We start from the raw sequence: 25,788 nt of genomic DNA, 5'->3' as shown, positions 1-25,788 counted from the left end.
CCAAAAAGCTGGCTCCTTGCGGTTTTGCGAAAATCAGAACCGGTAAGTCACCGATCCACCGAACCCATTGGCGCTGTTTTCATACTTGGCATCGTACGTCAGCCCTACCTGGGAAAGGTTCTGATGGACCTTGATCGGCTCTTCCTTGAGGTAGGAATACGCCACATCGAACGTCAGGTTGTCGACGGGCGTCCAGCCGGCGCCCAGACTGAAAACAGTGCGGTCCCCCGTAGGAATCCGCACGGAACGGTCGGTGTTGTTGGTCGGCGTCTGGTCCACCGAGAAACCGGTCCGCAGCACCAGTTGTTTGTTGACCCGATACGCCGCGCCGATGGCGTGGGACCAGGTGTCATGCCAGTGCTGTTGTTCGGTGATCGAGCCCAGGCCGCCGAATTGAGCGGTAAGGTCGGACACCCCGTCGTTGTTGATGGTGATCTTCTTCAACTGGCTCCAACGGGTGTAGGTGCTGCCGAGGTAGAGGGTCCAGTCGTCATTCAGTTGATGGGTGACCGAGAAATCCACCGAGGACGGCGTGGTCACGTTCAAACTGGCGTCATAACGCTGCGGGCCACCGTCAAAGGCATCGGAAATCACCCCGGAGGCGTGGGTCTTGCCGGTGAGGTGGTACACCACCTGCGAGTGGTAGGTCACGCCGATACGCGTACTTTCGAGGGGTTGCACCAGGATACCGGCGTTGAACCCGGTGGCGTTGTCGTCGCCTTTGACTTTCACGCTTTCGCCGGCTCCGCCACCCAGCGGCACATTGGAATCCAGCTCGCCACTGATGCGGTTGAAGGTCGGGCCGAAGCCTACCGACACCTTGTCGTTGAAGGCATAGCTGACCGTCGGCTGCACGGTGATGACCGAAACCTTGCTCTTGTTGCCGAAGCCATTGCCCTGGAAGCTGTGCTCATAGTCAGTCACCAGGCCGAACGGTGCATAGATGCCCAGGCCGAACGCCCAGTGCTCATCAATGGGCGTGACCAGGTAGCCCATCGGCACGGCAATGCCGGGCACCATGTCGCCCTTGTTGGTGCCTGGGTTGTCGGCACCGAACTGCGACGAACTGGCGTTCTTGATATCGGTTTTGGCATCGAGGTAAGTCGCACCAAGACTGACTTCATTCTGCTTCAGGCGAGACATACCGGCGGGGTTGCCGAACACGGTACTGGCGTCTTCGGCCGATGAGGAGCGACCGGCATAGCCCGTGCCCATTGAACTGATACTTTGTTCATTGAGCGCGAAACCACCGGCGAACAGCGGGGTTGAGGCAAGGGAAACGGCGAGCGCCAAGGCGCCTTTAAGAGTTTTGTTATTCATTATTAGGACTCGAATTGTGGGGCAGCGACGAGGAAGCTACCAACGTTCGAGCGGGGGGTTTATGAAGAGTTTTTCATGCAGAGGATTGTCAGACAATCCTATGTATATCAAAGACTTTTGTGGTTTTATCGTTTCTTTTTCTGACCTTTAAACCCGGTTGTGACCGGGCAGTTCCAGGCAGCCAACAGAGACCGCTGGCTGCCGGGTCGCTCTACACGTTCCAGTATTTATTCGCCGCCGCAATCGTCGCAAATTCCGTCGCGACCACATGGCCAATGCTGATCAGCATTGCCGCGTCATTGGCATACACATCGCGCAAGCGGCCGCGTACCGCTTCATCAGGTTGGGTCGCCTTGATCACCAGCCGCGCCATTTTGATAGCCAGCTCGCGCCCCTCTTCGGGGGTTGCGGTGACCAGTGAATTGTTGGGTATCAGACTCATCAGGCATTTCCTTTTTTTAGATCGCACAGTGCGATGGCGCAGAGGATTCTAATCACTGTCGAACTATATTGACAATATTTGTTGTCTTTATTGTTTTTTGTTCCGTGAACTGGATTTGATGACGCTATACTCGCCCCTCCCATTCGCCAGCGAACCTGACCGCCCGTGAGTACCAAAAGCGACATCCTGCACCTTCTCCAGCGCGAGCCACTGACCGTGGTGCAGCTTTGCGAATACCTCGCCGTGACCCGCAATGCCGTGATCGTGCAGCTCAAACAGCTGGAGTCCGACGGTTTGGTGCGCCGCAGCAAGATCCGTCCGCCTAACACTGTGGGCAAGCCTCCCGTGATCTTCGAAGCCGCACCGGGCAGCGAAGATGTCACTTCAACGGCTTATCAAATCCTGCTCACGCAATTGCTGGCTACCCTGAAGGACCGCTACAACGTCGAGGAGCTGGGTGACGTGCTGGAACAAACCGGCCGCCAGTTGGCCCAACGCGCTGGCCTGGCCAAGCCTGAAGATTTTGACAGCGGACTGCGCGCGGCGATGGCCGCCGCCGACGCCTTGGGCGCGAGTACCGAGGCGGTGCCTCAGGAAGGTGGTGTGATGGTGCGCAACTTCACCTGCCCGGTGGGCAGCGTAGTACGCGAAGAGCAATGCGTGTGCAGGGCGATGGCCGCGTTCTTTTCCGAAGCCACCGGGATGCCGGCGAGCGAACAGTGCTTGCGGGAGGATCGGCTGATTTGTCAGTACTTTATTGAGCACAGCGCCTGACAGGACTTCCTGAGGAATAAAAAAGGCCCCGGACTCTTCACGAGCCGGGGCCTTTGACGTTTCGAACAGGCAAAAAAAAAACCCGGAAATCCTCACTTGCGTGGGCCTTCCGGATTTTCTAAACCGCCAAAAATGGTGGGTCGTGTGGGATTCGAACCTACGACCAATTGGTTAAAAGCCAACTGCTCTACCAACTGAGCTAACGACCCGCTGTGTGGTGGCGCGTATAATACTGATTTCTAAGGATTATTCAACACCTTATTTGAAATAAATCAGAAATAACGCGTTGGGTCAGTAATTCCGGCCGCTTGGAAGCCTTCTGCACGCAGTCGGCAGCTGTCGCATTTCCCACAAGCACGGCCGTCATCGTCTGCCTGATAGCAGGAAACAGTCAGCGAATAATCTACGCCAAGTCCTACACCAGCCTTGACGATATCGGCCTTGCTCAGGTTTTGCAGCGGCGCCAGGATACGGAAACCCTGCCCTTCTACACCGGCTTTGGTCGCCAGGTTGGCCATGCGCTCGAACGACTCGACGAACTCTGGGCGGCAGTCCGGGTAACCGGAGTAATCCACTGCGTTGACGCCGATGAAGATGTCGCGGGCGTTAAGTACCTCTGCCCAACCCAGGGCCAGGGACAGGAACACGGTGTTGCGTGCCGGCACGTAGGTCACCGGGATGCCTTCGCTAGGTGCTTCCGGCACATCGATGCTGCTGTCGGTCAGCGCGGAGCCACCGATGCCGTTGAGGTTCAGTCCAATCACTTTGTGCTCGACCACGCCCATCTCACGGGCGACACGCGCGGCGGCATTCAGCTCGGCGCGGTGACGCTGGCCGTAGTCGAAGCTCATGGTGTAGCAGCTGTAGCCTTGCGCCTGGGCCATGGCCACCACGGTGGCGGAGTCGAGGCCGCCGGACAGCAGGATTACCGCGCGTTTTTGATCCATTGTGTGTTCAGTCATATCAGCGTCCTGGCTCGTCGTTCCAAAGGTATTTATGCAACTGCAATTGCAGGCGCACCGGTAGGTTGTCTGCAACCACCCAATCGGCGAGGTCGCGTGCATTCAGGTCATGGTGGCTTGGCGAGAACAGCACTTCGCCTGCGCGGCGGTCCAGCCCGTATTGAATCAGCTTGGAGTTCGCCCAGTCGTAGTCGTCGCGGGAACAAATGACGAACTTGACCTGGTCGTTGGCCGTCAGCAGCTCGATGTTCTCGTAGCGGTTACGGTGCGCTTCCTTGGAGTCGGGGGTCTTGAGGTCGACCACGCGGCTGACACGGGGGTCGACCGCGGAGATGTCCAGGGCGCCACTGGTCTCCAGGGAAACCTCGTAGCCGGCATCACACAGCTGCTTGAGCAACGGGATGGCATTGGGCTGGGCCAACGGCTCGCCGCCGGTCACGCAGACGTAGCGCGGCTTGTAGCCGGCGACCTGCTCCAGAATGTCATCGAGGGTGCGCACCGTGCCGCCACTGAAGGCGTAGGCGCTGTCGCAGTATTGGCAACGCAGGGGGCAACCGGTCAGGCGCACAAATACTGTGGGCAGGCCAGCCGTTCGCGTTTCACCCTGCAACGAGTAAAAGACTTCGGTAATTCGTAATGTGTCTTGCATAGTCGCCACGGGCGTAACAGCTAAACAGGCTGTCCGCCTCCGTCAGGCACTTAAAGGAACCCCGCCAACGCGCAGGCCCCAAAAAGCGTGTTTCATAAAAGGGCGTGGATTCTAACGAAAAAACCCGCGCCAGGCGCGGGTTTCTTCTAAACGGCTGCATCGCTTACAAGCGCTGCAGATCCCGTTGAGCCAACTGGGCAGCGGAAGTCCCCGGATACTGGGCCACAACCTGCTGCAGAATGCCTTTGACCTTGTCGGTATGACCCAGGCGGCGTTCTACGTCAGCGAGTTTGTACAGTGAATCCGGCACCTTGGCGTGCTTGGGGTAGAGCTGGCTGACCTTGGCAAATGCCTGGCCCGCGCCCTGTAGATCACCCTTGGCCAGGTTGACTTCACCCAACCAGTATTGAGCATTGCCCGCGTACTGGCTGTTCGGGTATTTGCGCAGGAAAGCGGTAAATGCCTGGCTGGCCTTATCGAAATCCTTGGCTTTGATCAGGTCGAAGGCTGCATCGTAATACAGCTTTTCCTTCGCCGGATCACCCGGTTCGCTGCTCGCGGCAGGGGCTTGGCTGGCAGCCGCCCCTGCTGCTGCACCACCGGCAGCAGCGCTTGGCGCGCCACCGGTAGAAGAATTATCAGGAGTTGCGGCAGGTTGAACGCCGGCTCCAATGCGTCGATCAAGATCCTGGTAACGCTCCAGGCCTTCTTGCTTCAGCTGGTTCACTTGGTTTTGCAGTACTTCAATGGTGCCTTGTTGCTGCGCCAGTTGATCCTGCATGCGTTGCAGCTGGTTGAACAGTTCGCCCTGTGCCGAGGGAGCGGACGTAGCCGCTCCCCCCGCATAGGCGCCGTTCGTGCCATAACCCGCTGGCGGATAACTGCTCCCGCTATTGTTATAGCCAGAGTTGCTATCTTCCACAGGAACCGCAGCCCACACCGCAAGCGGTGCGAGGCTGAGAGCCAATACAGTTAGAGCACGACGGCACGTTCGCATGACGAATTACTTACGCAGTTCGACGCGACGGTTTTGAGCCCAGGACTGCTCGTCGTGGCCAGTAGCAACTGGACGCTCTTTACCGTAGGAAACCAGTTCCAGTTGGCCTGGAGCAACACCTTGCAGTACCAGGTAGCGCTGAACGGCTTTCGCACGACGCTCGCCCAGTGCCATGTTGTACTCACGAGTACCACGTTCGTCAGTGTTACCTTCCAGAACAACGCGAGCGCCGTTAGCTTTCAGGTCCTTCGCGTGAACGTCCAGAGCGCGCATGGCTTCTGGTTTCAGGTCCGAACTGTCGTATTCGAAGTAGAAAGTGGTGATAGCGCGCAGAGCAGCTTCTTCGCTCAGGGAGCCGTCAACCGCACCAGTGTTAGCGCCGTAACCAGCGTTTGGATCAACAGCTGCGCCTTCACCGGCATTGTCGCCGCCTTTAGACGAGCAACCAACGGCTACGGACAGAGCCAGAGCCAGAGCAGCAAACTTACCAAACTTCAGCATTTCCATCGTGAAACTCCTAATGAACCCCAGTGTGTTAAGTACTTCTTTTTGTAGCGCCGCGTCAGTTCAGGTAAGGGGACCAGGATGGTTCTCTGACTTCGCCTTGTGCGGTAGGAAGTGGGAGCCTTACGCGGCCATTAATGGACACGAGCATCAAGACTCCCCGGCCCTGCTGGCGGGTGGCGTAGATTACCATGGTGCCGTTGGGCGCAACAGTGGCTGACTCATCAAGGTTGGTATCTGTGAGGATTTTTACGGTTCCGCGCTGCAAATCCTGGGCCGCAACCCGGAAATTAGTGAAACCATCCTGACGGTGAATCATCACCAACGTCTTTTCATCGGCCGAAAGCTTAGGGTTGGCGTTGTAGTTACCGATAAAAGTAACACGCTCTGCCCCACCACCATTCACGTTCGCCTTGTAGACCTGTGGCTTGCCGCCGCGGTCAGAGGTGAAGAAGATGGTCGAACCATCCTTGCCCCAGAACGGCTCGGTGTTGATGCCAGGGCCGCTGGTTGCGCGAGTGATCTGGCGCGAAGCCATGTTCATCACGTAGATATCCGGGTTGCCATCTTTGGACAGTACAAACGCCAGGCGCGAACCATCCGGCGACCAGGCCGGTGCACCGTTGAGGCCTTCGAAGTTGGTGATCTGCTCACGACGGCCAGTATCGATGTGCTGGACGAAGATACGCGGACGCTTCTGTTCGAAGGACACGTAGGCAATACGCTTGCCGTCCGGCGCGAAGCGCGGCGACAGGATTGGCTCACGGGATTGCAGCAAGGTCACAGCCCGTGCACCGTCGTAGTCCGAACGCTGCAAAGTGTAACGAGTGTTGTCTACGGAGAAACGTTCAGCCGTTACGTACAGCAGACGCGTCGAGAAAGCACCCTTGATACCGGTGAGCTTTTCAAACGACTGGTCCGAGATGTAGTGGGCCATGTCGCGGATCTGCTCGGCCGTGCCCGACACGCTGCCGGTCAGAACCTGCTGCTCGGTCGCCACGTTGAACAAGGTGTAGGTGATTTGCAGACGACCACCGGCCGGCGTGATATTGCCGACCATCAGGTACTGCGCGCCCACCGCTTTCCAGTCGCGGAACACGACTTCGCTGGCCTGGTTCGGCTGGCTGATCATGTTGCCTTTTGGAATCGGTGCGTAGTAGCCGGAGTTGCGCAGGTCGTCGCTGACGATCTGGGCCATGTCGTCCGGCAGCACGCTGCCGCCTTGCCAACCGAACGGTACTACCGCGATCGGGGTGGCCCGATCGCTACCGCTGGTGACCAGGATGTTCTTTTCATCCGCCGCCGCTATCCCTGCCATACAGCAAATAACGACAAGCATTCCTCGAAGAAGGTTTCTCACAAGGCTAGATCCTCAGGTGTGAATGTCATCTTGAATGAACGATAGGGAGCGAAGTCGCTTGGTTTCATTCCCTGCATCTCGGTCAACCGGCCAATATTCTTGACCGCGGCAACCGCCGAACTGTCGAACGAACCGTCACCACTGGACTTGGACACGCTGACCGAAGTCACCGTACCGTCCGGCAACATGCCGATCTGCAGCACTACTGTCATGCCTTTACGTGCCGAAGGTGGACGTGTCCAACCTTCTGCTGCCCGCGCCCGAATCAGGTCGTCGAAACTGCCCGCAACTTCATCGCCACGTTCATCGGCCAAGGCTTGCTGACGCTGCGGCGTGTCGGAGAGCAAGTCTGCCAAGGCCTGGGCCTTTTTCTCTTCGGCGGATTTGCGCGCTGCTTCCTGAGCCTTTTTCTTCTGGGCATCGGCGGCAGCTTTCTTCTTCGCGTCGTCGGCGACTTTTTTCTTCGCCTCGTCTGCTTCAGCTTTTTTCTTGGCGTCTTCGGCGGCTTTCTTCTTCGCGTCTTCGACTATTTTCTTCTTGGCGTCTTCAGCGGCCTTTTTCTTGGCCTCTTCTTCAGCAGCCTTCTTGGCTTCTTCTTCAGACTTCTTCTTGGCTATATCAGCCAATTGTTTCTCTTCGGCCTTTTTGGCTTCGGCAGCTTTCTCGGCTTTCTTGGCTTCATCAGCCTTTTTCGCCTCGTCCGCTTTCTTCGCTTCGTCAGCCTTTTTCGATTCCTCGGCCTTTTGAGCCGCCTCTTCTTTCTTTTGTTCCGCAGCAGCCTTCACCGCTTCCTGCTCGACCTTCTTCTGTTCCATCTGTTCGACTTCAGTCTGGCGCGCAGCCGACTTCTGGGCCTCACCCGCAATCTTCTGATTGGTCTGGGTGGTGGCCTGACTTTTCGATTTCAGCTGATACAGGGTCGCCTGCACGATCGGCTTGGCTGGCGGCAGGTCCGGGGTCATGGCAAAGCTGACGAACAGCATGCCAAACACCAGGACGTGCAGGGCAATTGCCCAGACGCTAGGCCAGAAGAAGCTTTCCGAGGCGGACGGCTCTCGCTGTTGCTGCATCAGGGCGCCTCGGTAATCAAGCCAACGTTGCCCACGCCGGCCTTCTGCAGTCCGCCCATGGCGCCCATGACGGAGCCATAGTCGACCACTTTGTCGCCGCGAATGAAGACTTGGGTGTGCTTGCCGCCTTCATTGCCAGAGCGAATGATCTTGGTCACCGCGTCGGTCATCTGCGGCAAGGTCATAGCCTTGTCCTGCTGTTTTTGGGTATCGACTTCGCTGCCAAGGTTCCAGTAATAGGTCTTGTCAGCCTTGATCGAAATGGTCAGGACCTGGGTGTTGTTGTCTTGCGGCAAGGCTTCGCTGGAAACCTTGGGCAGATCAACCTTCACGCCCTGATTGAGCATCGGCGCGGTCACCATGAAGATAACCAGCAGCACCAGCATCACATCGATGTAAGGCACTACGTTCATCTCGGCGACCGGCTTGCGCTTTTTGCGAGCTCGAGCGATTAAAGCCATTGGGAATTACCTGCTTATTCTTCGCTGGTGTGCACTTTACGGTGCAGGATCGCCTGGAATTCGTCGGCGAAGGTGTAGTAACGGCCGATCAACGTTTCGCTGGTGGCGGCAAAACGGTTGTAGGCAATTACTGCGGGGATAGCAGCGAACAGGCCGATCGCGGTGGCGATCAGGGCTTCGGCAATACCTGGAGCCACGGTGGCCAGGGTCGCTTGCTGGGCCTGGGCCAGGCCACGGAAGGAGTTCATGATGCCCCACACGGTACCGAACAGGCCGATGTACGGGCTCACGGAACCGACGGTGGCAAGAAACGGCAAGCTTTGCTCAAGCTTCTCTTCTTCGCGGGAAATGGCGACACGCATGGCACGGGCCACGCCTTCCATGACCGCTTCCGGGTCAACGCCTGGCTGCTGGCGCAGGCGGGAGAATTCCTTGAAGCCGGCGCGGAAGATCTGCTCGACGCCCGAATCCGGGTCTGGGTTGCTGCCAGCCTGGCGGTACAGCTTGGACAGGTCGATACCCGACCAGAAGCGCTCTTCAAAGCTCTCCAGGGCACGTCGACCGGCACGCAGCAGGTTGCTGCGCTGAAAAATCATGACCCAAGAGGTAACCGATGCGGCTACCAGGGTCAGCATGACCAGTTGAACCACAACACTGGCATTGCTGACCAGGCTCCACATGGAGGAATGGTCGACGACGGTAGGTTCCACGCTAAATCTCCTGCTTTGATTGTTTACCCGCGCCGCTTACGTCGGCAAAGGCCGCACGTAGAGCTTCGGGAATGGCCCGGGGTTTCAAACTATTGGTGCGCACACAGGCCACCAGGAACTGCCCCTCACAGAGCAGCGTTGCATCCGTTGCCCGCCTGACTTGCTGCTTGAAACGCAGGCTGACACGGTTCAATTCGATTACTTCAGCGCTGACCAACAACTCGTCGTCCAGCCGCGCCGGCGCGTGATACCGCGCCTCGCTGGAATGCACGACGAATAACAGGTCCTCCCCTGCCAGCTGGGACTGGGCAAAGCCCAGCTCCCGTAGCCGCTCGGTTCGAGCCCGCTCCATGAACTTGAGGTAGTTGACGTAATACACGATGCCGCCGGCATCGGTGTCCTCGTAATAAACGCGACAGCGATGTGCGAACGACTGATCCCCGTTTTGCGCGCGCATACTCTAGTGCTTACTCCTCAGGTTGCCAATCCGGCTAGGCAACTGTTTTTTCGTTGTCTGAAACATTTCTGACTGACTGAATGACGACACCAGCCACTAGGACAGCACAAACCTCGGATAAATCGTCTGGCGTGAGGCTTTTAATCGTCCACTGCATCGAGGAATTCGTCTACTACAGGCATCTCGCCCAATCGTGACGGAATGTTTAACCCGAAGTGCAGATAGGCGTGGCGCGTGACGACTCGCCCCCTCGGGGTACGCATGATGTAACCCTGCTGGATCAAGTACGGTTCCAGCACATCCTCAATGGTATGACGCTCCTCACTGATGGCCGCGGCCAGGCTGTCGACCCCCACCGGGCCGCCGTCGAACTTCTCGATCATGGTCAAGAGTAGACGCCGATCCTGGTGATCGAAGCCATGCTCATCCACATCCAGCAGGTTCAACGCCAGGTCGGCCACGGCCTTGGTGATGTGCCCCTTGGCCCGCACCTCGGCAAAGTCGCGCACACGGCGCAGCAAACGGTTGGCAATTCGAGGCGTACCGCGGGCCCGGCGGGCGATTTCAAACGCGCCTTCCGGGTCCAGGGGCAAGCCGAGAATGCCCGCCGAACGGCTGACGATGGTCGCAAGGTCGGCCGTGCTATAGAACTCTAGACGTTGAACAATGCCGAAACGGTCTCGCAACGGGTTGGTCAGCATGCCCGCCCGTGTTGTGGCGCCGACCAGGGTGAACGGTGGCAGGTCGAGCTTGATCGAGCGCGCTGCCGGGCCTTCGCCGATCATGATGTCGAGCTGGAAGTCCTCCATCGCTGGGTACAGCACTTCCTCGACGATTGGCGAGAGCCGGTGGATCTCGTCGATGAACAGCACGTCATGAGGTTCAAGGTTGGTCAGCAACGCCGCCAAATCACCCGGACGCTCCAGCACCGGGCCGGAGGTGGACTTGATCGACACGCCCATTTCCTGGGCGATGATATTGGCCAGGGTGGTCTTGCCCAACCCAGGAGGGCCAAATATCAGCGTGTGGTCCAAAGATTCACTGCGACCGCGCGCAGCCTGGATGAACAGCTCCATCTGCTCGCGCACGGTGGGCTGGCCGATGTAGTCGGCCAGGCTCAGGGGGCGGATGGCGCGGTCCTGGACTTCTTCACGGTCGCGCGGGCCAGTGGCTGCAATCAGACGATCAGCTTCAATCACTTAAATCATTCCCTTCAGGGCGCGGCGGATCATGTCTTCACTGCTCAGGTTCTTGTCCTTGATGGCCGACACGGCCTTGCTGGCTTCCTGCGGCTTGTAGCCCAGGGAAATCAGCGCGCTGACCGCATCGCTTTCGGCGCTGGCAACCTGGCCCGCCGGCATATCCGGCTGGTTCGGTACCAGGGCGAACATGCTCGGTACCACTTCCCAGGCTTTGAAGCGGTCCTTGAGTTCTACCAGCAGGCGCTCGGCGGTCTTCTTGCCGACGCCCGGCACCTTGGTCAGCGCTGAAGTGTCCTGGGCCGAAACGGCGCGCACCAGCTCATCCACTTCCAGGCTCGACATCAACGCCAAGGCCAGTTTCGGGCCCACGCCGTTGAGGCGGATCAGTTCGCGGAAAAAGTCGCGGTCGCGCTTGCCGATGAAACCATAGAGTAGCTGCGCGTCTTCGCGCACCACCAAGTGGGTGTGCAGCGTAATCGGCTCACCGACCGACGGTAGGCGATACAGGGTGGTCATGGGCACTTCCAGCTCATACCCCAACCCGTTTACATCCAGAATCAGGTGCGGCGGCTGTTTCTCAGCCAGGGTGCCGCGCAAGCGTCCAATCACGGTTCAGATCCTTAAAGCTTGGGGTCAGCGCATGGCCTGACCGGAAATTTCGATTGCGCTGATGCTATCAGAGACGCAGGCGACCGCCACGACTGCGTGCGGTACCCAGGCCATGGGGCAACAGGCTGGAACGGGTGTGCGCGTGGCAAATGGCAATGGCCAGGGCGTCGGAGGCGTCGATCTGCGGTTTTGAGGTGAGCTTGAGCATGTGCATGACCATCATCTGCACCTGCTCTTTGTTAGCAGCACCCGTACCGACCACGGCCTGCTTGACCTGGGTCGCGGTATATTCGGCGATCTCCATGCCCTCCTCCGCTCCAGCCACGATGGCGGCGCCACGGGCCTGGCCCAGTTTCAACGCCGAATCGGCATTTTTTGCCATGAACACCTTTTCGATGCCCATGGTGACCGGTCCGTAGGTCTGGATCACTTCACGTACGCCGCGATAGACGATCTGCAGGCGCTCGGCCAACTCGCCCGCGCCGGTGCGGATGCAGCCCGAGGCGACATAGACACAGCCGCGCGGGGTCTGTTGCACCACGCCAAAACCGGTGATGCGCGAACCGGGGTCGATACCTAGGATTAAAGTCATAACGCCTGCGGTTTTGTGGAAACACATAGATCCAATGTGGAAGCTGCTTTTGTGGCGAGGGAGCTTGCTCCCGCTCGACTGCGTAGCAGGCGCAGGCTTTGGGGGGCGCTTCGCACCCCAACGGGAGCAAGCTCCCTCGCCACAAAAGCCCGCTTCCACACTGGACTTTCATCGTTCTTAGGTAAGCTGTGCAGCGACTTCTTCCGGGATATCCGCGTTGGAATACACATTCTGCACATCATCCAAATCTTCCAACATATCCAGCATCTTCAGCACTTTCTGCGCACCGTCCAGGTCCAGCTCGGCGCTGGTGGTGGGCAGCATCACGATCTCCGCGTCAGTGCCTTTGAAGCCAGCGGCTTCCAGCGCATTGCGCACGGCGTAGAAGCTGGCGAACGAGGTGAACACGTCGATGGAGCCGTCTTCGTTGGTCACCACGTCGTCGGCATCCGCCTCCATCGCGGCCTCCATCAGCGCATCTTCATCCGTGCCGGGTGCAAAGGTGATCTGCCCCTTGCGCTCGAACAGGTAAGCCACCGAACCGTCGGTGCCGAGGTTGCCACCGCACTTGCTGAACGCATGGCGCACGGCTGCAGCGGTGCGGTTGCGGTTGTCGGTCATGCACTCGACCATCACCGCCACGCCGCCGGGGCCGTAGCCTTCGTAGCTCAGCTCGACCATGTCGTCGGTATCGGCTGCACCGGCGCCACGGGCCACCGCGCGGTCGATGATGTCGCGGCTCATGTTGGCGCCCAGCGCCTTGTCCAGCGCCAGGCGCAGACGCGGGTTGGACCCGGGGTCACCACCGCCCTGGCGGGCGGCGACGGTCAGCTCGCGAATCCACTTGGTGAAGATCTTGCCTTTCTTGGCATCCTGACGCTCTTTGCGGTGCTTGATGTTCGCCCACTTGGAATGGCCAGCCATAACACAACTCCGAAATTCTGTAGAAACCTTGATCACCCCCGCCCCAGGCGAGGAATAGTCCTTTAACGCAAAGGCGCATCCGAAGATGCGCCTTTTTAGACTGCGTAAACCTCAGTGCGCTTTCACGCAGCAGCCTTACTCAGCCTTAGGCGTCTCGCGCAGGCGGATGTGCAGTTCGCGCAGTGCCTTGGCATCCACCACACCCGGAGCCTGGGTCATGACGTCCGCAGCGCTCTGGGTTTTCGGGAAGGCGATCACTTCGCGGATCGACTGGGCGCCGGTCATCAGCATCACCAGACGGTCCAGGCCGAACGCCAGGCCACCGTGCGGTGGTGCGCCGTATTTCAGGGCGTCGAGCAGGAAGCCGAACTTCTCTTCCTGTTCCGCTTCGTTGATGCCCAACAGACGGAACACCGCTTGTTGCATCTCTTTACGGTGGATACGGATCGAACCGCCACCCAACTCAGTGCCGTTGAGCACCATGTCGTAGGCACGGGACAAAGCGCCTGCCGGGTTGGCTTCCAGCTCGGCCGGCGAGCACTTCGGCGCGGTGAACGGGTGGTGCAAGGCGCTGAAGCTGCCGTCGTCGTTCTCTTCGAACATCGGGAAGTCAACGACCCACATCGGGGCCCATTCACAGGTCAGCAGGTTCAGGTCGTGACCCAGCTTGATGCGCAGCGCGCCCAGGGCCTCGCTGACGATCTTGGCCTTGTCGGCACCGAAGAACACGATGTCACCGTCGACTGCACCAACGCGATCGAGGATCGCGTTCAGGTTGTCCAACGGGATGTTTTTCACGATCGGCGACTGCAGACCTTCAACACCGTTGGCGCGCTCGTTGACCTTGATGTACGCCAGGCCCTTGGCACCGTAGATGCCGACGAACTTGGTGTAGTCGTCGATCTGCTTGCGCGGCATGCTCGCGCCGCCAGGCACACGCAGGGCGGCGATGCGGCATTTAGGGTCATTGGCCGGGCCGCTGAACACCTTGAAGTCGACTTCCTTGAGTTGGTCGGCCACGTCCACCAGTTCCAGCGGGTTACGCAGGTCTGGCTTGTCGGAACCGTAGCGGCGCATGGCTTCTTCGAAGGTCATGTGCGGGAAATCGCCGAACTCCAGGTCCAGCACTTCCTTGAACAGGTTGCGGATCATCTGCTCGGTCAGGCCCATGATCTCTTTTTCATCGAGGAAGCTGGTCTCGATGTCGATCTGGGTGAATTCCGGCTGGCGGTCGGCGCGCAGGTCTTCGTCACGGAAGCACTTGGCGATCTGGTAGTAACGGTCGAAGCCGGCCACCATCAGCAGTTGCTTGAACAGTTGCGGCGATTGCGGCAGGGCGAAGAACGAACCCGCGTGGGTACGGCTCGGCACCAGGTAGTCACGCGCGCCTTCCGGGGTGGCCCGGGTCAGGATCGGGGTTTCAACGTCCAGGAAGCCGTTTTCGTCGAGGAAGCGGCGGATGCTGGTGGTCATGCGCGAACGCAGGCGCAGCTTCTCGGCCATTTCCGGACGACGCAGGTCCAGGAAGCGATAGCGCAGGCGGGTTTCTTCGCCGACGTCGGAGTATTCGTTGAGTGGGAACGGCGGGGTTTCCGACTCGTTCAGCACTTCCAGCTCGTAGCCCAACACTTCGATGCCGCCGGAGGCCATGTTCTTGTTCACGGCGCCTTCCGGACGCAGGCGAACCTTGCCGGTGATCTTCACGACGTATTCGCTGCGCACGCGATCGGCGGCGGCGAAGCTCTCGGCGCGATCCGGGTCGAACACCACCTGGGCCAGACCATCACGATCACGGATATCGAGGAAGATCACCCCGCCGTGGTCGCGGCGACGGTGGACCCATCCGCAAAGGGTGATTTCCTGACCTTCCAGGGTCTCGTTCAGTTGGCCGCAATAGTGGCTGCGCATCATGGTCGTGGTTTCACTTCTCGTAATTCGAAATTCGGTGGAGGCTTGCCTCGTCACCGTACATTAAAGCAGGGGACGGATAATGCAGGAGCCTGCGCGTAGAGTTCAACTCAGTCTGCTTTGTCGCCGCCCGCCAGGTTCTTCTTCGAGCCGGTCTTGAAGTCGGTCTCGTACCAGCCGCTGCCGCTCAGGCGGAAGCCCGGCATGGACAACATCTTCTTGAGTTCCGGCGCTTGGCAGGCCGGGCAATCGACCAGCGGCGCGGCGCTGATCTTCTGAATGGCTTCCAACTGATGACCACAGGAAGCACATTGATAGTCGTACATGGGCATGGCGATGTCTCGGCGATCAGAACGTTACTGCGCCACGCCTGCTCCGGGTTAACCCGGCACGCGCAGCAAAGCGCGGGATTATATCTGGTAAATCGAGGCAGCGCAGCCGGCTTTCTGCCTCGGGGCCTTGCCCGCCTCAAAGGAGGGCTGCCCCCGAAGCCCGGTGGCTAATAAGGTTGAACACGCTCTTTCAACGCGTGAACCACGCACACCACCCTGACCAACCCACTGAAGTTCTTCACCCCGCCATGACGCAAGTGCACTTCGCGATCCACGTAGGACAGCAAGGCACTGACCGAACAGGCGTTGATCCTGGCGATTTCCGTGAGGATATTCCAATAAATCTGCTCCAGCCGCAGGCACGTGGAAAACCCGTTGAGCCTCACCGACCGGGACAATGGCTTGGCCAGCCCCATGTCGAACCCTTTTACAAAGGGGTCGACCTTTATTTTATGAAAACCACCGGTCTCCATGATTCCATTACCCACTCCGCGTGACATACACCTGACACTCCATTGCCAAACAGCCGCCCATGGGTTGTCCCATTGGGCAATGACCCTATAAAACAGCAGGCAGAGTGCGGCAGCCAGAAGACGCGGAGTTGATCGGCGTAGGACAACGCTAGCAAATGCGTGGAAACAAGCGAGCGGCGCCGGGAAGGCGCCGCCCAGGGCAGTCGTTTACTTATTTTCGAGCAGGGAACGCAGCATCCACGCGGTTTTCTCGTGAACCTGCATGCGCTGGGTCAACAGGTCGGCCGTCGGCTCATCGCTGACCTTGTCGAGCAGCGGGAAGATGCCGCGCGCGGTGCGCGTGACCGCTTCCTGGCCTTCTACCAGTTGCTTGATCATGTCTTCAGCATTCGGCACGCCTTCTTCTTCCTTGATGGAAGAAAGACGCGCGTAGACCGAGTAGGCACCCGGCGCCGGGAAACCCAATGCACGGATACGCTCGGCAATGGAGTCCACCGCCAGCGCCAGTTCGTTGTATTGCTCTTCGAACATCAGGTGCAACGTGCGGAACATAGGGCCCGTGACGTTCCAATGGAAGTTGTGGGTCTTCAGGTACAGTACATAGGTATCGGAAAGCAGTCGCGAAAGCCCGTCGACGATGGATTTACGATCTTCTTCACTGATACCGATATCGATTGCCATGTTTATCCCCTTCAATTGACAAGCATTCATTGATCAGGTGCAGGTCCACTCTAGCAAGTGTGCCGGTGATGCGCAGCCCGGCGCGGCAATTCGCCCCGCCCCGGCCTGTGAAAACGACACAGTCCAAGCCTTGGGCCCATGTAGGAAATCTCCCAGAAGGCCGCTTGAAAAGCCCGCACGTGTCTAGCACAAGCGTTTGACGCAGAAATGCCGTCGCCCTTGCAACACCTCGAAATGCTTGATTTGAGTAGGCACAGCCTTTGCTGTTAAATAGGCGGCGTGTCGTCGCCGTTACTTTCTGCGGCAGCGGCATAGGCTGATACCCCGCGCACGTGCCCAACGCCTCCCATTGTTCAGAAGCGAACCGTGCCAGTCAGCTCTTCCTTGTGATCCGTCTTAACGTGAGTTAATCAAAATGTTGAAAATCGTCCACCTGCTAACGGGCGTTGCAGCTTCGCTGCTGTCCTTTATCCCGAGCCTGCAGCCTGAAAGCCTGCCGTATCTGGAACAACACGACGCTCTGTACCTGGCCTTGTTCGGCCTTCTTAACCTGACGCTGGCACCGGTGATCCCTTACTGGAACAAAGGCACGCGTCATCAACTGCAAAACCTGGTCAGCGCGCTGTTGGTACTGACTGTTGTCGTACAAACCCTCACCCTCCTGGCCCCCATGCCTGAAGTCGGCGGCCACCCGGCCATCCTGCTCAGCCTGGTGATTGCTGTGGTCGCCATTGTTCTTCACCTGGCCATCAGCTTCTATCGCTCGTCCCCTGCGGCCTCGTCGCAAACCTACGACATGACCAATCGGGATACCGGTACCGTCAAGTGGTTCAACACCTCCAAAGGCTTCGGCTTTATTTCCCGTGATTCGGGCGACGATATCTTCGTCCACTTCCGGGCCATTCGCGGCGAAGGCCATCGTGTCTTGGTGGAAGGCCAACGCGTGGAATTCTCCGTCATGAATCGCGACAAAGGCCTGCAGGCCGAAGACGTGATCGCTGCACTGCCGCGTCGCTGATACCCGCCTTCGCAGCAAAAAAAACCGCGACCCAGCCAGGCTGGGTCGCGGTTTTTTTATGCGCGCCTATTAATAGTGAGGCGGCGGCGCTTCTTCTTCAGACGTTTCGAACTGACCGCCCATTTCTTCCTGGCGCTTGAGCAGCGCGGTCATCTGCAGTTGCAGGCGCTCGACGGAGCGCTGCTGGGTGACGAGGATGTCATTGAGGGTCTCGATGGTGTCGTCCTGGAAGGCCAGGCGGCTTTCCAGATCGTTGACGCGGTCTTGCAGATCCATGATTCAGCCCTGGGTAAAGACGAAGTCGGCGGGCAACAGCCCGCGCAGGCGAGCACGAATGGCTGCCACGTGTTCATCGGTATAAGGCTGCGCGGGGTGTTTGCCCCATACCGGCGCAGGCCAGGCGGCATCATCACGTTTGCGCACGATCACATGCACGTGCAACTGGCTGACCACGTTGCCCAGGGCGCCGATGTTCATCTTGTCGGCGGACAAGCCTTCATTCAGCAACTGGGCCAAGGCGGTGGTTTCTTGCCACAGGCGCTGCTGGTCGACGACATCCAGTTGAAACACTTCGCTGATACCGTTGATACGCGGTACCAGGATGAACCAGGGGTAGTTCGAGTCATTGGACAGCAGCAGGCGGCACAGGGGGAAATCCCCGATGACCAGTGTGTCTTGTTGAAGGCGTTGGTCTAAAGCGAACACCGCAGGCACTCCGTTCGGCAGGTCAGGTTCAAGGCGCCCAGCATACCTGCGAATCGCTATTGCTTCACGTCGGCCAATACGCGCCCAGGCAAGGCGTGACGAAAAAAAGTGCACCATTTCGAGCCAAACGGATTTTTCGACTACGCTCAATGACCAATCCTTCAGTGAATAGCTAAGCGCTGATCAAAACATTGCGACGAGAACCGCGATGCAGAGGCCTCACAAAGCAAGGCATTGAGCCATCACCGAAACACTGAGGCATCAGACGGCATGCACCAAAATGACCCAATCGCGCCTCAAAGAGATCCGCCGATTACCCACTGACCGGGGTGAACGGGTAACGCTTTTCCCAGATACAGGATTTATGCACCCCAACACAGGCACAGAGCCCGGGCGTCAAGGCCAAACCAATCGGCGTAAAAACCCCGTGCTTATGCGGTTTTCACGAGGCAGTAACGTTTTTCACGAAAAAATGACATTCGATTTACGGTTTGGGCACGCTTGCTGCATTCATCCCTTTATCGTCGGCAACGGCACCGGAAGGGAAGCAGGTGTTTCGCGATGAAAAACAGCAGCGGTTCAATGCACACCAAGGAAGATTTCAAACTTGGAAAGTAACGTTTTCTTGCGTTCTTTTAACGGTCTGGAAACAGTATTGAAGTTGTCAGCCTCGTTACAGTGAGGCTGTGAATTTGCGACATGGATATAGCAATCTACGACAAGCTCGTAAAGAAGCTGAAAGGAAAGTTGGGCAAGTATCGCCAATATTGTCAGCGTGATATAACTTTGCGCCGACACAAAAAGAAAGAGCCGCCCAGACAAAAATATAGGTGGGACGGCAGTACTCTTCCTAAAACCAAAGGAGCAAATCACGATGCGCGTGATGAAGTGGAGCATGATCGCCCTGGCTGTTTCAGCAGGCACTACGCAGTTCGCAATGGCGTCCGCCCAAAGCGATTCCAAAGGCTTTGTTGAAGACAGCACTTTCAGCATTAACACTCGCGCCCTGTACTTCAGCCGCGACTTCCGTAACAACCCGTCGGGCCCGGACTCTCAGAGCCGTGCCGAAGAATCCGGCCTGGGCTTCAACGCCCTGTACTCTTCGGGCTTCACCCAAGGCACCATCGGTGTCGGTGTTGACGTGATCGGCCTGCTGGGCGTCAAGCTCGACAGCGGCAAAGGCCGTGCTGGCACTGGTCTGTTCCCAACCGGTTCCGATGGTCGCTCGCAAGACGACTACTCCAAAGGCGGCGGCGCGGTTAAATTCCGTATCTCCGATACTGTGCTGAAAATTGGTGACCAATACACCACAGCTCCAGTATTCGCTTCAGACGACAGCCGTTTGCTGCCAGAGCTGCCGCAAGGTATCTCGATCACCAGCAGCGAGATCAAGGGCCTGAAGCTTGAAGGCGGTCACTTCACTTCCAGCGTCGCGCAAAACCAGACCTACCATGACAGCCTGGGCCTGACCAAAACCGACTTCGTCGGTGGTGTCTACTCCTTCACTCCTGAGTTCACCGGTAGCCTGTACTACGCGAAAACTGAAGATTATTTCCGTAAGTACTACAGCAACCTGAACTGGACCCACGCGATCAGCGACGACCAGTCGTTTGCCTTGGACTTCAACATCTACGACACCAAGAGCGAAGGCGAAGGCCTGCAACGTGCTTCCAAAGACAGCGCTCTGCCGTTCGCAGAACGTACCAAGCTCGATAACCGTGCGTTCAGCTTGCAGGGTGCGTACACCATCGGTGCACACACCTTCACCCTGGCAGCCCAGAAAGTTACCGGCGACGGCGACTACGGCTACGGCGTAGACGGCGGCGGCACGGTGTTCCTGGCCAACTCCATCGCCCGTTCCGACTTCAACGCCGAGGGCGAGAAGTCCTACCAGGCGCGTTACGACATCAACATGGCAACCTTTGGCATTCCTGGCCTGAGCTTCATGACTCGTTACGTGACCGGTAGCGGCGCCAACACCGCCACCACCTCGAACGGCAAAGAGTGGGAACGCGACATCGAAGCCAAATACGTGATCCAGAGCGGCCCAGCCAAAGACCTGAGCCTGCGTGTACGTCAAGCGACCTATCGTTCGTCTGATGGCGTGTACTACGGTTCGTCGTCGATCGACGAACTGCGTCTGATCGCGCAATACCCGCTGAACATCCTGTAATTGACAGTTTTATTACAGCGATGACTTAAGGCTTTCGCCTTAAACAAAAAGCCGCTCTCTTGTTTAACAAGGGAGCGGCTTTTTTATGGCTTTAATGTTTCAGCAACAAAATAACTAGCAAGCTAACTAACGACATTATCACCGGCGGCTTGAACCTGACCTAACGGCCAAGTTCAAAGCAGTTAATTGCCATTACTTGGCAGCTGTTTCCTGCATCACGCGAATAACCCGCTGTGGAAACGGAATATCAATCCCCGCCGCTTTCAAACGATCCCGTGCAAGTTCGTTCAACATGAACACTACGTCCCAATAATCCGCAGTCTTGGTCCAGCAACGCAGGGAAACAGTGATCGAACTGTCACCCAAGGTCGACACCACTGCAACAGCCGCCGGGTCTGCCAGTACACGCGGGTCTTTGGCCAGTTCCAGCAACACTTCACGGGCTTTCTGCAGGTCAGCTTCATAGTCGACACCCACGTCAAACACCACCTTGCGGGTCGGCTGACGGTTGGTGTTGGTGATGAGGCCGTTGGACAAGCTGCCGTTGGGGATGATCACGGTCTTGTTGTCACCGGTACGCAGCACGGTGTGGAAGATCTGGATGCTGTCGACGGTGCCGGAAGTGCCCTGGGCTTCGATCCAGTCACCAATGCGGAACGGACGGAACAACAGAATCAGCACGCCGCCAGCGAAGTTCGCCAGGCTGCCTTGCAATGCCAGGCCAATGGCCAGGGTAGCGGCACCGATCGCGGCCACGAACGAAGTGGTGGCGACGCCGATCATCGAGGCCACGTTGACCACCAGCATGACCTTCAGCGCAATGTTCGCCAGGCTGGTGATGAAGTGTTGCAGCGCCAGGTCGGCATTGCGCAATGCCAGCAGACGCCCCACTCGGTGGGTCAACACGTTGATCAGCCACCAACCGATGGCCAGAGTGAGCACCGCCAGCAAAAACCGGCTGCCGTATTCCATGATCATCGGGATCCACGACTCTGAGGTCTTGATCAGGTGATCCACTTCAGCATTCAAATCCATCTACATTCTCCTGTTTACCGGATGTTTGGCCATAAATGCAATTGAGCCCCGTAGGGCTCAATAGTCGGCGCAGGTTCTGGGGCGTGGGACGTCAAAAACGCCCACAGGTTCCCCAAAGTGCCATCAGTCGCGGAAGTTATTGAACTGCAGCGGCATGTCGAAGGTCTTGGCGCGCAGGGCCGCGATGGCCTCTTGCAGGTCGTCACGCTTTTTGCCGGTGACGCGAACCTGCTCACCCTGGATCGCGGCCTGGACTTTCAGCTTGGCGTCCTTGATGTGAGCAACGATCTTCTTCGCCAGCTCCTTGTCGATGCCTTCCTTGAGGACGGCTTCTTGCTTCATCAACTTGCCGGAGGCGTAGGCGTCCTTGATCTCAAGGCATTGCGCGTCGATCTTGCGCTTGACCAGCGACAGCTTGAGGATCTCGATCATCGCTTCCAGCTGGAAATCGGCTTCAGCGGTCAGGTTGACGGTCAGCTCTTTTTCCTTGAATTCGAAGCTGCCCTTGCCTTTCAAGTCATAGCGACGGTCCAGTTCCTTGACGGCGTTCTCGACGGCGTTGGTGACTTCGTGTTTGTCCAGTTCGGATACCACGTCGAACGAAGGCATGTCATTTCTCCAATATAAGGGGCGGGCTCAGTAGAGATGGAGCGCGCCCAAGCTAAAATGCCGGGGCATTATAGCGGTTCTTTTGTCCCGTTCGCTGCGGGTGACCCTTTGGAGCACAAACTGATGTCGACCACCTGGCATATTCTCGGCGCCGGCAGCCTGGGCACACTCTGGGCCACCCGGCTGGCGCGCGCTGGCGTGCCCGTGCGGTTGATCCTGCGCGATGCTGCGCGCCTGGCCAGCTATCAGGCAGCCAAAGGGCTGACACTGGTAGAACAGGGCATGGAACACACATACCCGGTAATTGGCGAAACGCCCGACAGTCCCGAGCCGATTCATCGCCTACTCGTGGCGTGCAAAGCCTACGACGCACAGAGTGCCGTCGCACAGCTGCAACACCGGCTGGCACCGGACGCAGAACTGATCCTGCTGCAGAACGGCCTCGGCAGCCAGGACGCGGTGGCCGCGCAACTGCCCCAGGCACGCTGCATCTTTGCCTCCAGTACCGAAGGCGCGTTTCGCGATGGCGATTGGCGTGTGGTGTTCGCCGGCCATGGCTACACCTGGCTGGGCGACGCGAGCCACCCCACCCCGCCGCTCTGGCTGGATGATTTACAGGCCGCCGGCATCCCCCACGATTGGAGCACCGACATCCTCACGCGGCTGTGGCGCAAGCTGGCGCTCAATTGCGCCATCAACCCGCTGACCGTGCTGTACCAGTGCCGTAACGGAGAACTGCAAGCCCATCACTGTGAAGTCGCAACCCTGTGCGCCGAACTCGGCGAACTGCTGGAGTGTTGCGGCCAACCGGCTGCCGCCCAGGACCTGCAACACGAAGTGGAACGGGTGATCCAGGCCACTGCCGCCAACTACTCGTCCATGTATCAGGACGTGACCGCCGGCCGTCGCACCGAAATCAGCTATCTATTGGGCTATGCTTGCCAGGCGGGTTCTCGTCACCAGTTGAACCTGCCGCACCTGCAACAGCTGCAAGTGCGCCTGGTGGAGCGCTTGCTTGCACGTGGATTGCCCCGCGACTGAACCACGCGCTACCCTGCCCGCCTGTCTATCACCTGGGAAAACCCTGATGCCGCTGCGCCAGCGTCTTGAAAACCTACCGGTCGGGCAGAAACTGCTGGCCGCCCTGCTGGTGCTGTTGACCACCGTGTTACTGGTGGCCAACCTGACCTTTATCAGCGCCGCCTACTGGATTTCCCAGGAAAGCATGGCACCCCAGGCCTTGCAGGCCATCGGCCGCCTGGTGTCCAACCCCGCACTCGCCGCCGAAGCCCTCGAATCGCCCGCCAAGGCAGACGCGCTGCTCAATGAACTGACCAGCTATTCGCCGTTGCGCGCCGCCGCCCTGTATGACGGCGAAGGCAATCGCCTGGCGCAGATGCAACACGGCGACCGCCTGCACCTGCCAGACAACTATCGGCATATCGAAGCCTGGCGCGTGACCGAGTTTCGCAGTAACCAAATCATCACCCTGCCCCGCGCCGGCCAGCCGTCCGGACATCTGCTGCTGGTGGCCAGTAGCGAGCTGCCAGTGGCGTTCTATACCGGCACGTTGACGGCCAGCCTGGGCATCCTGATTTTCAGTGTGTTGTTGTGGCTGATCATCGCCCGCCAGATCAAACGCCTGATCACTCGGCCAATCCACGAACTGGAAGAACTCTCACGCCAGGTCACCCGCGAGGAGAACTACGCCTTGCGCGCCGGCCGTGGCAACCACGATGAAATTGGCAGCCTGGCCGAGGCCTTCAACACCATGCTGTCGCGCATCGAAGCCCGTGAGCAACAGCTCAAGCGTGCGCGGGACGACTCTCAGGCGGCGTATGACCAGGCTCAGGGTCTGGCGGAAGAAACTCGCCACACCAACCGCAAACTGGAACTGGAAGTGCAGGTTCGCAGCAAGATCGAGAAGAAACTCACCGGCTTCCAGAATTACCTGAACAGCATCATCGACTCCATGCCCTCGGCGCTGATCGCCCTGGATGAACAGCTCTACGTCACCCAATGGAACCAGGAGGCCAGCGCCCTCTCCGGCACACGCCTGGACGAAGCCCTGAACCAGCCGATCTACCTGGCGTTCCAGCCGCTCAAACCTTACCTGCCGCAGATCCGGGCGGCGGTGGAGCAACACACCGTGGAGCGCATCGAGCGCGTCACCTGGTTCAAGGACGACGAAGCCAAGCACTACGCGCTGACCTTCTACCCGCTGATGGGCGGGGCCGGGCGTGGCGTGGTGATCCGGATCGATGACATCACGCAGCGCCTGTCCCTGGAAGAAATGATGGTGCAGTCGGAGAAGATGCTCTCCGTGGGTGGCTTGGCTGCCGGCATGGCCCATGAGATCAACAACCCGCTGGGGGCGATCCTGCACAACGTGCAGAACATCCGTCGCCGCCTGTCCCCCGAGTTGCCCAAGAACCTGGAGCATGCGGAGCAGGCAGGCATCGAGCTGGAAACAGTCAACCGCTACCTGCAAAGTCGCGAAGTGCCACAACTGCTCGATGGCATCCAACAGGCTGGGGCGCGGGCGGCAAAGATCGTCACCCACATGCTCAGTTTCAGCCGGCGTAGCAACCGACAGATGGCCCCCTGCGATTTGCCGGCGCTGATCGACCAGGCCGTGGAAATCGCTGGCAATGACTTCGACCTGGCCATCGGCTTCGACTTCAAGGGCCAGGCCATCATCCGCCAGTTCGACCCTCAACTCGGCCCGGTGCCCGGTACCGCCAACGAACTGGAACAGGTGCTGCTCAACCTGCTGAAAAACGCCGCCCAGGCCATCCATTTGCGTGAAGACGACAGCGAGCCGGGGCGCATCATCCTGCGCACGCGCCTCAACCCGCCGTGGGCGGAGATCCAAGTGGAAGACAACGGCATCGGCATGAGCGAGAACGTGCGCAAACGCACCTTCGAGCCGTTCTTCACCACCAAGGAAATCGGCCAGGGCACAGGGCTCGGGCTGTCGGTGTCGTATTTCATCATCACCAACAACCACAAGGGCCAGATGGAAGTGCATTCCACCCTGGGCCAAGGCACCTGCTTCACCCTGCGCCTGCCGTTGGCCGGTAGCCAACTGCCCCCTTACGAACTGAACCAACTGGAGCACTGACCATGGGCTTTCGCCTGTCGAAGATCTACACCCGTACCGGCGACAAGGGCGAAACCGGCCTGGGCGATGGCCGCCGCGTGCCCAAGGACCACCCACGGGTGGAAGCGATTGGTGAGGTGGATACGCTGAACAGCCAGTTGGGTTTGTTGCTGGCCAGCCTGGAAGAACAGAGTGGCAAACATCCGGAACTGAAGGATGTGATCGAGGTGTTAACGCCTTGCCAGCATCGTTTGTTCGATCTGGGCGGTGAACTGGCAATGCCGGTGTACAAAGCCTTGAACGCTGCGGAAGTGGATCGGCTGGAAGCCGCGATTGACCGCTGGAATGAGGAAGTGGGGCCGCTGGAGAACTTCATCCTGCCCGGTGGCTCGGCGTTGATCGCACAAGCCCATGTATGCCGAAGCCTGGCGCGCAGTGCGGAGCGGCGGTGTCAGCAGTTGAATGCGGTGGAACCATTGGAAGGCGTGGGGTTGGCGTACATCAATCGGTTGTCGGATTTGCTGTTCGTGGCGGCGCGGGTGATTGCCAGACGCCAGGGTGTGGCTGAGGTTTTGTGGCAAGCAGCTGCTAAACCCCATTGATTACTCAGTGCCTGATCTGACGCCTTCGCGAGCAAGCCCGCACACATTCGACCGTATTCCAGAGGTGGAACTCGATCGAATGTGGGAGCGGGCTTGCTCGCGAAGAGGCCAGTCAA

Annotated in this window: 29 protein-coding genes and 1 tRNA gene; 6 read left to right on the top strand and 24 right to left on the bottom strand. The window is 58.7% G+C overall.

Going from position 1 to position 25,788, the window contains the following annotated elements:
- Window positions 1-33 precede the first annotated feature (33 nt).
- Entirely contained in the window at window positions 34-1,320 is a 1,287-nt protein-coding gene (locus tag HX823_RS01600; RefSeq protein ID WP_177073973.1) for an OmpP1/FadL family transporter, read from the bottom strand.
- Between the two features lie 211 nt (window positions 1,321-1,531).
- Entirely contained in the window at window positions 1,532-1,762 is a 231-nt protein-coding gene (locus HX823_RS01595; RefSeq protein WP_033902227.1) for a hexameric tyrosine-coordinated heme protein, read from the bottom strand.
- A 165-nt stretch (window positions 1,763-1,927) separates the two neighbouring features.
- On the opposite strand from HX823_RS01595, the gene HX823_RS01590 reads away from it, so the two are divergent.
- Window positions 1,928-2,536 (top strand): ArsR family transcriptional regulator, encoded by a 609-nt coding sequence (locus tag HX823_RS01590; protein ID WP_177073972.1) that lies wholly within the window; start codon window positions 1,928-1,930, stop codon window positions 2,534-2,536.
- Window positions 2,537-2,669: 133 nt separating this feature from the next.
- Here HX823_RS01590 and HX823_RS01585 read toward each other — a convergent pair.
- The 18 genes from HX823_RS01585 to HX823_RS01500 form a co-directional block, all read right to left on the bottom strand.
- Window positions 2,670-2,745 (bottom strand) — tRNA-Lys (locus tag HX823_RS01585).
- Between the two features lie 63 nt (window positions 2,746-2,808).
- Window positions 2,809-3,483, bottom strand: coding sequence for a 7-cyano-7-deazaguanine synthase QueC (gene queC, locus HX823_RS01580; RefSeq protein ID WP_028617741.1), 675 nt, complete (start codon window positions 3,481-3,483; stop codon window positions 2,809-2,811).
- A gap of 16 nt (window positions 3,484-3,499) precedes the next feature.
- Window positions 3,500-4,147 carry a 7-carboxy-7-deazaguanine synthase QueE gene (gene queE / locus HX823_RS01575; RefSeq protein ID WP_010208116.1) on the bottom strand — a complete coding sequence of 216 codons (648 nt, stop codon included), beginning with the start codon at window positions 4,145-4,147 and terminating at the stop codon, window positions 3,500-3,502.
- Window positions 4,148-4,310: 163 nt separating this feature from the next.
- Window positions 4,311-5,144 carry a tol-pal system protein YbgF gene (gene ybgF / locus HX823_RS01570; protein ID WP_025854758.1) on the bottom strand — a complete coding sequence of 278 codons (834 nt, stop codon included), beginning with the start codon at window positions 5,142-5,144 and terminating at the stop codon, window positions 4,311-4,313.
- Between the two features lie 6 nt (window positions 5,145-5,150).
- Complete coding sequence (pal, locus tag HX823_RS01565) at window positions 5,151-5,651, bottom strand: peptidoglycan-associated lipoprotein Pal (RefSeq protein WP_003209827.1); 501 nt, start codon at window positions 5,649-5,651, stop codon at window positions 5,151-5,153.
- Between the two features lie 55 nt (window positions 5,652-5,706).
- Complete coding sequence (gene tolB, locus HX823_RS01560; RefSeq protein ID WP_177073971.1) at window positions 5,707-6,987, bottom strand: Tol-Pal system beta propeller repeat protein TolB; 1,281 nt, start codon at window positions 6,985-6,987, stop codon at window positions 5,707-5,709.
- 17 nt (window positions 6,988-7,004) lie between these two features.
- Complete coding sequence (gene tolA / locus HX823_RS01555; RefSeq protein ID WP_033898485.1) at window positions 7,005-8,078, bottom strand: cell envelope integrity protein TolA; 1,074 nt, start codon at window positions 8,076-8,078, stop codon at window positions 7,005-7,007.
- Entirely contained in the window at window positions 8,078-8,530 is a 453-nt protein-coding gene (tolR, locus tag HX823_RS01550; protein WP_161630238.1) for a protein TolR, read from the bottom strand. Before tolR ends, tolA begins: the two co-directional genes overlap by 1 nt.
- A gap of 23 nt (window positions 8,531-8,553) precedes the next feature.
- Window positions 8,554-9,249 (bottom strand): protein TolQ, encoded by a 696-nt coding sequence (gene tolQ / locus HX823_RS01545; RefSeq protein WP_015885609.1) that lies wholly within the window; start codon window positions 9,247-9,249, stop codon window positions 8,554-8,556.
- Between the two features lies 1 nt (window position 9,250).
- Window positions 9,251-9,706: a tol-pal system-associated acyl-CoA thioesterase gene (gene ybgC / locus HX823_RS01540; protein ID WP_015885610.1), complete on the bottom strand. Its 456-nt coding sequence runs from the start codon at window positions 9,704-9,706 to the stop codon at window positions 9,251-9,253.
- A 140-nt stretch (window positions 9,707-9,846) separates the two neighbouring features.
- Entirely contained in the window at window positions 9,847-10,905 is a 1,059-nt protein-coding gene (gene ruvB, locus HX823_RS01535) for a Holliday junction branch migration DNA helicase RuvB (protein WP_015885611.1), read from the bottom strand.
- Window positions 10,906-11,517, bottom strand: coding sequence for a Holliday junction branch migration protein RuvA (ruvA, locus tag HX823_RS01530; protein ID WP_003175802.1), 612 nt, complete (start codon window positions 11,515-11,517; stop codon window positions 10,906-10,908).
- A gap of 67 nt (window positions 11,518-11,584) precedes the next feature.
- On the bottom strand, window positions 11,585-12,109 hold the full coding sequence (ruvC, locus tag HX823_RS01525) for a crossover junction endodeoxyribonuclease RuvC (protein ID WP_016975450.1): 525 nt from the start codon (window positions 12,107-12,109) through the stop codon (window positions 11,585-11,587).
- A 177-nt stretch (window positions 12,110-12,286) separates the two neighbouring features.
- Window positions 12,287-13,033: a YebC/PmpR family DNA-binding transcriptional regulator gene (locus tag HX823_RS01520; protein WP_033898490.1), complete on the bottom strand. Its 747-nt coding sequence runs from the start codon at window positions 13,031-13,033 to the stop codon at window positions 12,287-12,289.
- Window positions 13,034-13,168: 135 nt separating this feature from the next.
- Entirely contained in the window at window positions 13,169-14,944 is a 1,776-nt protein-coding gene (aspS, locus tag HX823_RS01515) for an aspartate--tRNA ligase (protein WP_033898492.1), read from the bottom strand.
- Window positions 14,945-15,051: 107 nt separating this feature from the next.
- On the bottom strand, window positions 15,052-15,273 hold the full coding sequence (locus HX823_RS01510; RefSeq protein WP_010208103.1) for an FmdB family zinc ribbon protein: 222 nt from the start codon (window positions 15,271-15,273) through the stop codon (window positions 15,052-15,054).
- A gap of 167 nt (window positions 15,274-15,440) precedes the next feature.
- A complete protein-coding gene (locus HX823_RS01505; protein ID WP_177073970.1) occupies window positions 15,441-15,773 on the bottom strand; it encodes a ribbon-helix-helix domain-containing protein in 333 nt (110 codons plus the stop codon).
- Window positions 15,774-15,953: 180 nt separating this feature from the next.
- On the bottom strand, window positions 15,954-16,427 hold the full coding sequence (locus tag HX823_RS01500; protein ID WP_033898494.1) for a Dps family protein: 474 nt from the start codon (window positions 16,425-16,427) through the stop codon (window positions 15,954-15,956).
- Between the two features lie 415 nt (window positions 16,428-16,842).
- On the opposite strand from HX823_RS01500, the gene HX823_RS32150 reads away from it, so the two are divergent.
- Entirely contained in the window at window positions 16,843-17,445 is a 603-nt protein-coding gene (locus HX823_RS32150; protein ID WP_177073969.1) for a cold-shock protein, read from the top strand.
- Between the two features lie 69 nt (window positions 17,446-17,514).
- Here the strand turns inward: HX823_RS32150 and HX823_RS01490 are convergent, their stop codons facing one another.
- Window positions 17,515-17,721, bottom strand: a complete 207-nt coding sequence (locus HX823_RS01490) for a SlyX family protein (RefSeq protein ID WP_177073968.1) — start codon at window positions 17,719-17,721, stop codon at window positions 17,515-17,517.
- Window positions 17,722-17,724: 3 nt separating this feature from the next.
- Window positions 17,725-18,150 carry an HIT domain-containing protein gene (locus tag HX823_RS01485; protein WP_061433915.1) on the bottom strand — a complete coding sequence of 142 codons (426 nt, stop codon included), beginning with the start codon at window positions 18,148-18,150 and terminating at the stop codon, window positions 17,725-17,727.
- 874 nt (window positions 18,151-19,024) lie between these two features.
- Here HX823_RS01485 and HX823_RS01480 point away from each other — a divergent pair.
- Entirely contained in the window at window positions 19,025-20,323 is a 1,299-nt protein-coding gene (locus HX823_RS01480; RefSeq protein ID WP_033898499.1) for an OprD family porin, read from the top strand.
- 192 nt (window positions 20,324-20,515) lie between these two features.
- Here HX823_RS01480 and HX823_RS01475 read toward each other — a convergent pair whose 3' ends face one another.
- Both HX823_RS01475 and HX823_RS01470 read right to left on the bottom strand, forming a co-directional pair.
- Entirely contained in the window at window positions 20,516-21,358 is an 843-nt protein-coding gene (locus HX823_RS01475; RefSeq protein WP_016975459.1) for a mechanosensitive ion channel family protein, read from the bottom strand.
- Between the two features lie 123 nt (window positions 21,359-21,481).
- Window positions 21,482-21,967: a YajQ family cyclic di-GMP-binding protein gene (locus tag HX823_RS01470; protein ID WP_003175814.1), complete on the bottom strand. Its 486-nt coding sequence runs from the start codon at window positions 21,965-21,967 to the stop codon at window positions 21,482-21,484.
- 123 nt (window positions 21,968-22,090) lie between these two features.
- Between HX823_RS01470 and HX823_RS01465 the strand changes: the two genes are divergently transcribed.
- Genes HX823_RS01465 through HX823_RS01455 form a run of 3 tightly spaced genes read left to right on the top strand, consistent with a single transcriptional unit; the run spans window position 22,091 to window position 25,672 of the window.
- Entirely contained in the window at window positions 22,091-23,008 is a 918-nt protein-coding gene (locus HX823_RS01465; protein WP_033898646.1) for a putative 2-dehydropantoate 2-reductase, read from the top strand.
- A 46-nt stretch (window positions 23,009-23,054) separates the two neighbouring features.
- Window positions 23,055-25,091 (top strand): ATP-binding protein, encoded by a 2,037-nt coding sequence (locus HX823_RS01460; protein WP_033898501.1) that lies wholly within the window; start codon window positions 23,055-23,057, stop codon window positions 25,089-25,091.
- 2 nt (window positions 25,092-25,093) lie between these two features.
- Entirely contained in the window at window positions 25,094-25,672 is a 579-nt protein-coding gene (locus HX823_RS01455) for a cob(I)yrinic acid a,c-diamide adenosyltransferase (RefSeq protein WP_038845963.1), read from the top strand.
- The last annotated feature ends 116 nt before the right edge of the window (window positions 25,673-25,788 follow it).

This window comes from Pseudomonas sp. P7759 (assembly GCF_013386445.1).
In the GTDB taxonomy this organism is placed as follows: Bacteria; Pseudomonadota; Gammaproteobacteria; order Pseudomonadales; family Pseudomonadaceae; genus Aquipseudomonas; species Aquipseudomonas azotoformans_A.
The sequence above is the reverse complement of the archived record's forward strand: the minus strand, read 5'-3'. Positions and strand labels throughout refer to the sequence as shown.